Here is a 10693-nt window from a genome sequence, read left to right as displayed (position 1 = left end):
GGCAAATTTCAAAAAGTATTTTGGGAATAAACGCCCTACACCAGAAGAATATATTTATATCATTACGAAAAAGACAAAGGCAAAATTATAATAAAAGGGTCGTGGAAATGCTTCACAAAATTGTGATCTGCATTATCACGGCTCTTTTACTCTCTGTTTACTTTCAAAACTGTAAGTGTAATTGAATACTGCCCTTGCTATAATTTAATTGTATTCCAAAACAAATAAATGTGGCAGGAAGAAAGGAGCGATTTTTAATGGAACACATTTTAAATTTAGAGCAAGTAAAAAAATACTACGGGGGTAACTCTGGAAATATCACAAAGGCAGTAGACGGTATTTCTATGTATGTAGATAAGGGCGAATTTGTCGCAATCATGGGAGCTAGTGGTTCTGGAAAGACTACCCTATTAAACTGTATCTCTACGATTGATACTGTAACCAGCGGACACATTACAGTCAATAATCAAGATATTACCAAAATCAAGGATAAAGATTTTGCTGATTTCAGACGTGAAAATTTAGGGTTCATTTTTCAAGATTTCAACCTTTTAGATACTTTAACGATTGGAGAAAACATTTCTTTATCATTGGTTATCAACAAACAGAACCCTACTGATATTGAGAAAAGAGTTCATGCTATCGCCGATAAATTGGGTATTCGTGATATTTTATCGAAATTTCCTTATGAAGTTTCTGGCGGACAAAAACAGCGTTGTGCTTGTGCTAGAGCCTTAATCAATGAACCGAAACTGATTTTAGCTGATGAACCGACGGGAGCTTTGGACTCAAAAGCTTCCAGATTATTACTGGAAACAATGTCTGAAATCAACAAGAAAATGCAGGCTACTATTTTAATGGTAACACATGACCCGTTTAGTGCGTCTTTCTGTGAACGTATTTTGTTCTTGAAAGACGGTAAAATATTCAATGAAATTTTCAGAGGGGAAAAAAGCAGAAAAGATTTCTTCAATGAAATACTGGATATATTAACCTTGCTCGGAGGTGAAGTGGGAAATGTTAGGTAAGTTAGCGTATAGAAATACAAAAAGAAATATTAAAGATTATTTGATTTATCTGATAACCGTTACTGCATCCTTTTCTCTTATATTTGCTTTTAATTTGGTGGCAAATTCTGATGAAATTGTAAAGTTATGTTCCAGTATGGATGCATTTAAGAATTCATTGTTCGCTGTAAATATTCTTATTATTTTTGTGATATGCTTTTTGATCAACTATACAACGAAATTTATGTTTGAAAAAAGAAGTAAAGAATTAGGAACATATATGCTTCTTGGCATTAAGAAAAAAGAAATTGCCCACTTAGTTGTAATTGAAAATATACTGTTGGGAATTTTAGCATTTGTATTAGCTATTCCTATTGGCTTTTTATTCAGCCAGTTTGTGTCGTTAGTAATTGTAAACTTACTGGGTATTCCAAAAACTCTCTTTATTTCTTTGAATTTCGTTTCTATTGGACTATTGATAATTTATTTTTTAACTATTTATGTTTTGGTTTTGCTTAATCTATTAAGAAGAATAAGTAAAATGACGATACGTGATTTTCTTTATTTTGACAAACAAAATGAAAAGAAAATGTTCCGTGACAGTAAAAAAAGAAATGTCATTTTTGTTTTAAGTATTATTCTTGGTGCGATTTCTCTTTTTCTCTGGAATTCACGTTGTACTATGGATAATTTTAATAAGCAAGAAACACTTACTTATTTGATGGTAAGCGTAATCATGTTGATTATCAGCATTTATGGTATATCTACAACTTGTGCAGATATGTTCTTGACTGTTATCTTAAAATTTTGTATAATAGGAATTGAAGTTAAATTAGATGCTAAAAATTTGTAATTAAGAAGGAGGGATTCGTCATGTTGGTATTCCAAATGCGTAATGTAGATAAAACATCTACTGTTTTGAAACAGACTAAAAACAGTGATTACGCAGATAAATAAATACGTTAGATTAATTCCTACCAGTGACTAATCTTATGACTTTTTAAACAGATAACTAAAATTACAAACAAATCGTTTAACTTCTGTATTTATTTACAGATGTAATCACTTCAGGAGTGATTACATGAACAAAAATATAAAATATTCTCAAAACTTTTTAACGAGTGAAAAAGTACTCAACCAAATAATAAAACAATTGAATTTAAAAGAAACCGATACCGTTTACGAAATTGGAACAGGTAAAGGGCATTTAACGACGAAACTGGCTAAAATAAGTAAACAGGTAACGTCTATTGAATTAGACAGTCATCTATTCAACTTATCGTCAGAAAAATTAAAACTGAATACTCGTGTCACTTTAATTCACCAAGATATTCTACAGTTTCAATTCCCTAACAAACAGAGGTATAAAATTGTTGGGAATATTCCTTACCATTTAAGCACACAAATTATTAAAAAAGTGGTTTTTGAAAGCCGTGCGTCTGACATCTATCTGATTGTTGAAGAAGGATTCTACAAGCGTACCTTGGATATTCACCGAACACTAGGGTTGCTCTTGCACACTCAAGTCTCGATTCAGCAATTGCTTAAGCTGCCAGCGGAATGCTTTCATCCTAAACCAAAAGTAAACAGTGTCTTAATAAAACTTACCCGCCATACCACAGATGTTCCAGATAAATATTGGAAGCTATATACGTACTTTGTTTCAAAATGGGTCAATCGAGAATATCGTCAACTGTTTACTAAAAATCAGTTTCATCAAGCAATGAAACACGCCAAAGTAAACAATTTAAGTACCATTACTTATGAGCAAGTATTGTCTATTTTTAATAGTTATCTATTATTTAACGGGAGGAAATAATTCTATGAGTCGCTTTTTTAAATTTGGAAAGTTACACGTTACTAAAGGGAATGGAGATAAATTATTAGATATACTACTGACAGCTTCCAAGAAGCTAAAGAGGTCCCTAGCGCCTACGGGGAATTTGTATCGATAAGGGGTACAAATTCCCACTAAGCGCTCGGGACCCCTTGTAGGAAAATGTCCTAAGTGTGGCAACAATATTGTATTAAAAAAATCGTTTTATGGTTGTTCAAATTATCCTGAATGTAAGTTTACTTTAGCTGAACATTTTAGAAAGAAAAAACTAACCAAAACGAATGTAAAAGAATTACTGGAGGGAAAAGAAACCCTGGTAAAAGGAATCAAAAACAAAGAGAAAAAGCCCTACAATGCCGTTGTAAAAATTGGGGAAAAGGGATATATTGATTTTATCTCTTTTTCAAAATAAACATAAAAGCCCTGGCTTTATGAAATAACATGATATTTTTGAAATAGAGCTAATGAGAAACCATGAGGCAAATCTCAAATGAGACACCTCATGGTTTTATATTGTCTAAAAATCTACATGTCTGAGTTCGAAAAGTTTATCTAGGATATCATAGTTTTTCAAAGCTATATTCTTTATGTCTTCCAACTCCTTGTTTAGGGCCTGTATTTTTAAATCAATTTCATCTAGCGTTATATTGCAGTTTTCATTAAACGCCTGATAATCTTCATCTACAATCACTGTATATTTTTTCATGATTCATTTTCCTTTCTTTGACTGAGTATTATATTTCCCTGCTTGTTTACACACCACATTATGCGTCTTCTTAAGCGCTCAAAGTTTTTATATCCGTTCGCATTTCTTTTGATGGTCTTAATCGTTCGGTTTATATTTTCTATGCGCCCGTTATTGATAGTTGATTCACCGATGATCGTAAAAGAATAAATGATTTCATTTTTCCAACGGGAAAGAGTACCTGCGAAGTTCTTCATTTCATCACGGTCATTTTCTTTAAAATCCTTTATTAAATTTTCAAGGTTCTCTTTTGCGGTTTCGACTGTACTGTTTTTAAAGAACATATCGAGATCATATTTTAGATTGCATATTTCTTCAAAACCATTATCACATGAACAGATATGTTCATGGATATCATAAAAATTCATATATCGGTTGAATACCCTGTTGAACTTCTTATCGTTGTTTGGATTTAAAATATCAGAATCAGTTTTATAGAAAAGCCAGCTGAATTTTTTAAAGGCGTAATAGTTGATACATGCTTCTCTATAGATTGCTTCTTCATCAGGTTTCAGTTTTCTTTTTGTTTTTTCTTTCTGATAGGCATTTTTAGTAAGTGCATATTTTTTCATTGTTTCACATCTGATTGAATTAAATTTTTTTGAAAACTCCATAAGGAGGTGGAATCTGTCAATTGTCCTGATAGTATCGGGTAAGAATATTTTTGATATGTCGTGGTAGGATACCCACATATCGGATGACATATATTCAACATTTTTTCTTTCATCAAGAGGAACGCTATGAAAATAGGCCGATAACACATTTTTATGTCTTGATGGCAGGACATCGATGATCATCTTTGTTTCAAAATCAAAAAGTATGCAGAGATATTTGTTTCTGTCATCGGTTGGAACATATACTTCATCTATTGAAAGTACAGATGGCATGGGAAGCCTTGGTGTACTGATATATCTGTCAAATATGTTGATGACTGTATTGGTGGATATATGATATCTTTCACCAACACTTTTAAATGTTTCAAATGGCTTTTTAAGATCCTGCAGAACACTATAAACGGTAGCTGACGAGATCCTTTCCGTTCCAAAAGTAAAAGGATTGGATTCATAAAAAGTCTTGTTGCATGCAGGACATCTGTAACGTCGGGCATGATAATCAATGAAACAAGAGGAAGTGGAAACAACAGAATGTTTTATTTTCTTATCTATGTAATTGACAACTTTAGTTGTTCTGGTCTGGCAAACAGGGCAACGCTGTTCTCTGTTTATAAGTTTCAAGATAATATGGACACCATCTTTTCTATGGAAGATATCGTAATGTTCAATGATGTTACTATCAATACCAAATATTTTTAATACATCACTGTTGTGATCAGTGGACATAGTATTGGTATCAGGTTTCATAGAAATCACCAGCGCTATATAAAAATTTGTTCAAATTCATTTCAAAATCATCTCCTTCTGTTTATCTTTACTTAAATGATAATGAAAAGAACAGAAAAAAAGATAAAAGTTATGTTGGAAGAAAAATAAGCATATGATTTCTTCGGTTTATTTGACAGTATGAACGGTAATTTTGTTCAACGTTATAATATTTGTTGATCAGAAAAGATCTGTGAAAGTTATCCACAGAGAAATCAGGATCATCAAGACAGTCGATGATTTGAGAGAATGTAAAAGTAGAAAAAGGAATCATATCTTCAATAAGCAGAGCATGAGTTTTACCGCATGAAGCACAGATAATACGCTGAATGGAAACTTTGATTTTTCTTCCAAGAAAATCATAGAAGCGAGAATAGGAAGAATGCATATGCCAGTTATGACTGCCACAGGTGCATTCAATAGAAGATAAAGAAAATGAAGAAATGAGATCAGAATATAGTTTTCTGAATTTTATAAGAGCATCAAAATCATTTTTAGCTTTGGAAGTATTGAGTTTTATAGAGTAATCAGTTATTATAATCATGTCTTTTGACAGAGGATGATAAGTGACGTTTGGCGATGTTGGGTATCATCCTTTTTACTTTCTATATATTTAAATAATTATGACATGATATCAAAGTAATATAAAGCAAAAAAGCAGACCTCATGAAACAGAAGAGGTCTGTTTTTACTACATATATTAAAACCACAAGATTTTGAAAAGCAGTTTCAAATATCATGGCTTGAAATAAAACCTGTGATTCTTAATGATACAATATTACTATGTTTTAGCTTTAAAGGCTCGTACAGACTATATGTTTTGTGCGGGCTTTTTTCATACCCGAAAAAATTTAAAAAATTTTTCAAAAGAGGTCATTAAATCACACCTAGCTGTCCTTATATGGTGCGGAAAGAGGGATAAACACTTTTCAAATCATAAAGGAAAGGAGGTGAGATTGATGAAACCGTCTGACTTCCAGAAAACAGTTCAATGTCGTTTTGAAAGTTGTTTAAAGAAAGTTGTCCGTAGTGTCGTGAAAGATTATTACAAGGAATTAAACCGTCGTAAGAATAAAGAAATATCTTTCAGCGAATTGCCAGATGTCCTTGTTGATAAAATGGCTGTTTGGGACGACTACGAAACAGATTATACAATCTTTTCAGTATGTGGCATTGATATTCGTGTCCTTGATGATGAATTGGCAGAAGCCTTGAAGAAACTTCCAGAAAGAAAACGCAATACTCTGTTGATGTATTACTTCTTGGAAATGACAGAAAGTGAAATTGCCAACTTGCAGAAAATCACGCAAAGCGGTGTATTTAGAAACCGACATCACGCTTTGGAAACTATGAAAAAAATACTCAAGGAGGAACATTAGAAAATGAAACAGTTATTTAAGAAACCGTCTTATTACTTGATTTCATCAGCTATGGACGGAAACGAAAAAGCGATTGAAAAATTACTGGCATTTTATGACCCTTACATATCAAAGTGCTGTTTGCGTTCACTTTATGATGAATACGGCAATGTTTATATCGTTGTAGATATGGAATTAAAAGGACGTATCAGAGAAGCACTTATCAAAATGATTTTAGGTTTTGATATTGAAGATATGGACTTAGAACCAGAAGAATAAGCAGTTTTTAGCGGAGCATGATTTAATATCCCCCTCTTTCCTGCTCTGCCACCTGCTTTTATATGAAAGCAACACGCTTTCACCACAGCTCTTTGACAACTGAATAAAGCAGACAGATACGTTTGTGAGATGGCGAGCCACGGGGACTGTACGCCACGACCTTTTCAAAAGAAAGCGAGCGACCCACGCAGTGATCCGAGAGCGACTGTTGGAAAAGTTGTTTTGCCACGACCTATCCTCACAGAATAATGATACGTCCGCATGGTGCGGTTCTGCCCACAAGAATGGGAATAGTTGAGATACTAATGGAGCTTTCCAAAGCCGTCTGCCTGCTTGTAAAAAACGACACACAGTAAAGGGGGGTGCATAGATTATGAACAATACTGATGTGCCTATTTGGGAAAAATATACGCTGACGGTTGAAGAAGCGTCCAAATACTTCCGCATTGGCGAAAAGAAATTGCGTAAATTAGCCGAAGAAAATCTTGACGCTGGCTGGGTTATCGTGAACGGCAACCGTATTCAGATTAAGCGAAAACAATTTGAAAAAATCATAGATACATTGGACGAAATCTAATGTCATTGAGCCGTAGATATGGTATAATAAATATAGCGTATCACGGCTCGTTCCATGACGGAAAGGAGCTTTACACTATGTCTAATGTAAAACGAAAAGACAGTAAAAATCGCAATTTGCGTAATGGAGAGAGCCAGCGAAAAGACGGAAGATACGTTTATAAATATACCGATATATACGGAAAGCCACAATTTATCTATTCTTGGAAACTTGTACCGACAGACAAGACACCTGCTGGAAAGCGTGATGATATATCGTTGAGGGAAAAAGAAACACAGATTAAAAAAGACCTTAACGACGGTATCGATACAGCAGGCGGTAAAATGACAGTCTGCCAGCTCTACGACAAGAAGAACAGCCAAAGAAAGAACATCAAGAGGGCTACTGAAAAAGGACGACAGTATCTTATGAACGCTCTGAAAAATGACCCATTGGGTATGAGGGCGATTGATACTGTTAAGCAGTCGGACGCTAAAGAATGGGCTATCAGAATGAGCGAAAAAGGATACGCCTATAAAACGATTGATAACTACAAGCGTTCCTTGAAAGCGTCATTTTACATGGCGATACAAGACGACTGTATCAGAAAGAACCCGTTTGAATTTAAGCTAAGTGATGTTCTGGAAGATGATACGGAGCAGAAAGTTATCCTTACACCAGAGCAGGAAGAACGCCTGCTTGCCTTTATGGAAAAGGATAAGATTTACAGCAAGTATTATGATGAGGTTGTGCTTCTGCTGGAAACGGGACTTCGTATTTCTGAATTTTGCGGACTAACGACGCATATTGATATGCAGAACAGAATACTCAATATAGACCACCAGTTATTGAAAGACAGCGAAATCGGCTACTATATTGAAACGCCAAAGACCAAAAACGGAAAACGAGAACTTCCATTGACAGAACGGGCTTATCAAGCAATCCAAAGAATACTAAAGAACAGAGGAAAGGCACAACCGTTGATTGTAGGTGGTTATAGCAATTTCCTATTCTTGAACCGTGAGGGCTTACCTAAAGTTGCAGGAAACTATGAGGGCATGGTGCGAGGACTAATTAAGAAGTATAACAAGTATCACACGGACAAGTTACCGAACATCACACCACATTCATTCCGACATACTTACTGTACGAATATGGCAAACAGAGGAATGAACCCAAACACCCTGCAATATCTTATGGGACACGCTAACATAACCATGACACTTGGCTATTATGCACACGGTACATTTCAATCTGCAAAAGCAGAACTGGAAAGACTGGCTTGTTAATATCGGAGCTTATATTTACTACTCATTTACTACTTTTGGTTGCATTTTCATGCTGGTAAATGCCAGCTTATGCAAGGTATCTTCCAAAAAGAAAATACCGATAAAGCCCTAAAATACGGGATATATCGGCATTTACCAACTTATGAAAAGATAATCAGAAATTTAGTAAGTTTTTATGATAAAAAACGATGATATTTATTTATATTTCTTCCAATAGCATACAGCATGAATTCTTTATATACCTTATCTGCCGAACGGTAATTAAAACGCCGGAAGTTCTCATTTTCCTTGATATCTCCAAAATGTCCTTCCGTCTGAATGGAACGTGTCTGGCGTTTCAGGATCCCGCGTTCACTCTGGATATTGGCATGCGATCTTTCTTTCAGTTCCTCCCATTGTTCATTGATCTTCATGACTTTGTTCTTTTCGGCATCTTTTTCCGCATCATACTTATACAGACAGCGCGCTTTATGTTCACATCCGCTGCAGTCTGCACAACCATATACCTCAAAGGTCTGTGTATATCCATCCTGCTCTTTGCTCTCTGTCCTGAGATGCCGCAGTTCACGTCCGTCATGGCAGATATAGAACTGTTCATCTTCAAAGATCCCTGTCCTCATGTTGTAATATTTACTGATATCTTCTGAATAAGCGCGTGTTTTTCGCTTTTCATGATCCTGCAGTTTTATATAACTGGATATTTCATTCCGTTTTTTATACCTCAAAGGTCTGTGTATATCCATCCTGCTCTTTGCTCTCTGTCCTGAGATGCCGAAGTTCACGTCCGTCATGGCAGATATAGAACTGTTCATCTTCAAAGATCCCTGTCCGCATGTTGTAATATTTACTGATATCTTCTGAATAAGCGTGTGTTTTTCGCTTTTCATGATCCTGCAGTTTTATATAACTGGATATTTCATTCCGTTTTAAATAAAGCAGATTTTTTTCACTACAGTACCCGCTGTCCGCAGTTACTTCTTCCAGAATACTCCCGAAAGCATTCTTATGTTTTTCAAGGACCGGGATCAGGGTATTATAATCGGTGCGGTCGCTGCTTACATATCCATGTACGATAAAATAATTCTCTACCGCGATCTGAACATTATATGCTGGCTTTAACTGTCCGTTCAGCATGTGATCTTCTTTCATACGCATAAAAGTCGCTTCCAGATCTGTTTTGGAATAACTGTTTCTGTCTTTTCCCATGATCTCAAAGCATTCTTTATATTCCATCAGTCGTTTTCCGCATTGTTCCAGTTCCTCATGCAGCTGTTGAAGTGCAGGTTTTCTTTTTCCTTTTCCGTAAACGAATTCGATTCCCTCGTTGTCTGCGATCATCGTGAGATTGTTCTGGAGTTTCCGTATTTCAAGCGGTGAACAGTTATCGATCTCTATAATACGGTTATTTGAAAGCTTTTTATGTTTTACAAGCTTTCGTTTTCTGTTCTTTTCGATCACTTCTCGGACTTTATCCATCCCTTCGATCACAAACATCTGTGCATTTCCCAGCTCGTACTTTGTTCCATAATCATTCTCCTGCAAAAAAGAATTATATTTTTCAAAAAGCTGGTCGATAGAGTCCAGAAGTCCTGCCAGATGGTAATTGATGCTTCCGCGCCATACAAAAGTATAACGGTTCGCATTTGCCTCTATCTTTGTACCGTCAATAAAAAGTTCTTTTAATGTGACCAGCCCTTCTTTCTGCAGCCGCCGCATAAACTGGTAATTCAGATCATCCAGGACATCAGATGTCAGCTTCCTGTTTTTAAAGTCATAAAAAGCATCACGTTTCGGTTTTTGTCCGCGCGTCAGCCAGATAAAAGCAAGGTCTCTTTCACACAGATCAACAATACGGTCAACAGAACGTATTCCACGCATATTTGCATAGGTAACTACAGCATACATCATAATTGGGTTGTACCCGGTTCTTCCCTTATCTGAACAATTGGCTAACAAGCCAGAAAAATCTAATTCCTCCATCACTTTTTTCAGGGTATAGACTGGATCGTCGTCAGGTAAACTCAATTCGAAGAAACTAAAGTTAATTTTCTGTTGCCCAAACTCAAAAAAATCGTTATAATAATTAGTTGTTAGCATAGTTACATTATAACATGTAACGGAGAGAAAGATGGTTGTCGTTAGCCATCTTTTTTTCTTTTTTCAGATAAATTCAGGGAGGGTATGACTCGTTGTGAGTCATACCCTCCCTGCTTTGGAACTATCTATTTCCCGACAGCCCCTTT

The 10693-nt window shown here is 35.4% G+C and carries 12 protein-coding genes and 2 pseudogenes; 9 read left to right on the top strand and 5 right to left on the bottom strand.

Going from position 1 to position 10693, the window contains the following annotated elements; translation table 11 throughout:
• Positions 1 to 257: 257 nt before the first annotated feature.
• The 5 genes from PGY05_RS16105 to PGY05_RS16085 all read left to right on the top strand — a co-directional run bounded on the left by PGY05_RS16105 (position 258) and on the right by PGY05_RS16085 (position 3256).
• Positions 258 to 1028 (top strand): ABC transporter ATP-binding protein, encoded by a 771-nt coding sequence (locus PGY05_RS16105; RefSeq protein ID WP_003061398.1) that lies wholly within the window; start codon positions 258 to 260, stop codon positions 1026 to 1028.
• The gene (locus PGY05_RS16100; RefSeq protein ID WP_003060411.1) at positions 1018 to 1860 is read left to right on the top strand and encodes an FtsX-like permease family protein; all 843 of its coding nucleotides are present in this window, start codon (positions 1018 to 1020) and stop codon (positions 1858 to 1860) included. The genes PGY05_RS16105 and PGY05_RS16100 overlap by 11 nt, the downstream gene beginning before the upstream one ends.
• Before the next feature lie 20 nt (positions 1861 to 1880).
• Positions 1881 to 1964, top strand: a complete 84-nt coding sequence (locus PGY05_RS16095) for a 23S rRNA methyltransferase attenuation leader peptide (protein WP_001814874.1) — start codon at positions 1881 to 1883, stop codon at positions 1962 to 1964.
• A gap of 124 nt (positions 1965 to 2088) precedes the next feature.
• Positions 2089 to 2826 carry a 23S rRNA (adenine(2058)-N(6))-methyltransferase Erm(B) gene (gene erm(B), locus PGY05_RS16090; protein ID WP_001038795.1) on the top strand — a complete coding sequence of 246 codons (738 nt, stop codon included), beginning with the start codon at positions 2089 to 2091 and terminating at the stop codon, positions 2824 to 2826.
• Between the two features lie 145 nt (positions 2827 to 2971).
• Positions 2972 to 3256: a topoisomerase C-terminal repeat-containing protein gene (locus PGY05_RS16085; RefSeq protein WP_002326770.1), complete on the top strand. Its 285-nt coding sequence runs from the start codon at positions 2972 to 2974 to the stop codon at positions 3254 to 3256.
• A gap of 105 nt (positions 3257 to 3361) precedes the next feature.
• Here PGY05_RS16085 and PGY05_RS16080 read toward each other — a convergent pair whose 3' ends face one another.
• The 3 genes from PGY05_RS16080 to PGY05_RS16805 all read right to left on the bottom strand — a co-directional run bounded on the left by PGY05_RS16080 (position 3362) and on the right by PGY05_RS16805 (position 5512).
• Positions 3362 to 3550 carry a hypothetical protein gene (locus PGY05_RS16080; RefSeq protein ID WP_048922995.1) on the bottom strand — a complete coding sequence of 63 codons (189 nt, stop codon included), beginning with the start codon at positions 3548 to 3550 and terminating at the stop codon, positions 3362 to 3364.
• A complete protein-coding gene (locus PGY05_RS16075) occupies positions 3547 to 4950 on the bottom strand; it encodes an ISL3 family transposase (RefSeq protein WP_106986894.1) in 1404 nt (467 codons plus the stop codon). Before PGY05_RS16075 ends, PGY05_RS16080 begins: the two co-directional genes overlap by 4 nt.
• Before the next feature lie 109 nt (positions 4951 to 5059).
• Positions 5060 to 5512, bottom strand: coding sequence for a DUF6431 domain-containing protein (locus PGY05_RS16805; RefSeq protein ID WP_147356731.1), 453 nt, complete (start codon positions 5510 to 5512; stop codon positions 5060 to 5062).
• Positions 5513 to 5927: 415 nt separating this feature from the next.
• Between PGY05_RS16805 and PGY05_RS16070 the strand changes: the two genes are divergently transcribed.
• The 4 genes from PGY05_RS16070 to PGY05_RS16055 all read left to right on the top strand — a co-directional run bounded on the left by PGY05_RS16070 (position 5928) and on the right by PGY05_RS16055 (position 8450).
• Positions 5928 to 6347, top strand: coding sequence for an RNA polymerase sigma factor (locus PGY05_RS16070; RefSeq protein ID WP_003061815.1), 420 nt, complete (start codon positions 5928 to 5930; stop codon positions 6345 to 6347).
• A 3-nt stretch (positions 6348 to 6350) separates the two neighbouring features.
• Positions 6351 to 6605 (top strand): helix-turn-helix domain-containing protein, encoded by a 255-nt coding sequence (locus tag PGY05_RS16065; RefSeq protein ID WP_002322727.1) that lies wholly within the window; start codon positions 6351 to 6353, stop codon positions 6603 to 6605.
• A 373-nt stretch (positions 6606 to 6978) separates the two neighbouring features.
• Entirely contained in the window at positions 6979 to 7182 is a 204-nt protein-coding gene (locus PGY05_RS16060) for an excisionase (protein WP_002322728.1), read from the top strand.
• Positions 7183 to 7259: 77 nt separating this feature from the next.
• The gene (locus tag PGY05_RS16055; RefSeq protein ID WP_003062094.1) at positions 7260 to 8450 is read left to right on the top strand and encodes a site-specific integrase; all 1191 of its coding nucleotides are present in this window, start codon (positions 7260 to 7262) and stop codon (positions 8448 to 8450) included.
• A gap of 173 nt (positions 8451 to 8623) precedes the next feature.
• On the opposite strand, the pseudogene PGY05_RS16050 reads toward PGY05_RS16055, so the two are convergent.
• Together PGY05_RS16050 and PGY05_RS16045 are read right to left on the bottom strand one after the other, a co-directional pair.
• Positions 8624 to 9175, bottom strand: a pseudogene (locus PGY05_RS16050) (transposase); the annotation flags it as partial.
• A 391-nt stretch (positions 9176 to 9566) separates the two neighbouring features.
• Positions 9567 to 10547 (bottom strand): annotated as a pseudogene (locus PGY05_RS16045) (transposase); the annotation flags it as partial.
• Positions 10548 to 10693 lie beyond the last annotated feature (146 nt).

The organism is Coprococcus sp. AF51-11b1 (assembly GCF_027682785.1).
Taxonomy (GTDB): domain Bacteria; phylum Bacillota; class Clostridia; order Lachnospirales; family Lachnospiraceae; genus Allocoprococcus; species Allocoprococcus comes.
This window is presented reverse-complemented; position numbering and strand designations above follow the sequence as displayed.

Coding starts and splice junctions, on each gene's coding strand:
- PGY05_RS16105 (WP_003061398.1), top strand. CDS start 258: ATGGAACACATTTTAAATTTAGAGCAAGTAAAAAAATACTACGGGGGT.
- PGY05_RS16100 (WP_003060411.1), top strand. CDS start 1,018: ATGTTAGGTAAGTTAGCGTATAGAAATACAAAAAGAAATATTAAAGAT.
- PGY05_RS16095 (WP_001814874.1), top strand. CDS start 1,881: ATGTTGGTATTCCAAATGCGTAATGTAGATAAAACATCTACTGTTTTG.
- PGY05_RS16080 (WP_048922995.1), bottom strand. CDS start 3,550: ATGAAAAAATATACAGTGATTGTAGATGAAGATTATCAGGCGTTTAAT.
- PGY05_RS16075 (WP_106986894.1), bottom strand. CDS start 4,950: ATGAAACCTGATACCAATACTATGTCCACTGATCACAACAGTGATGTA.
- PGY05_RS16805 (WP_147356731.1), bottom strand. CDS start 5,512: ATGATTATAATAACTGATTACTCTATAAAACTCAATACTTCCAAAGCT.
- PGY05_RS16070 (WP_003061815.1), top strand. CDS start 5,928: ATGAAACCGTCTGACTTCCAGAAAACAGTTCAATGTCGTTTTGAAAGT.
- PGY05_RS16065 (WP_002322727.1), top strand. CDS start 6,351: ATGAAACAGTTATTTAAGAAACCGTCTTATTACTTGATTTCATCAGCT.
- PGY05_RS16060 (WP_002322728.1), top strand. CDS start 6,979: ATGAACAATACTGATGTGCCTATTTGGGAAAAATATACGCTGACGGTT.
- PGY05_RS16055 (WP_003062094.1), top strand. CDS start 7,260: ATGTCTAATGTAAAACGAAAAGACAGTAAAAATCGCAATTTGCGTAAT.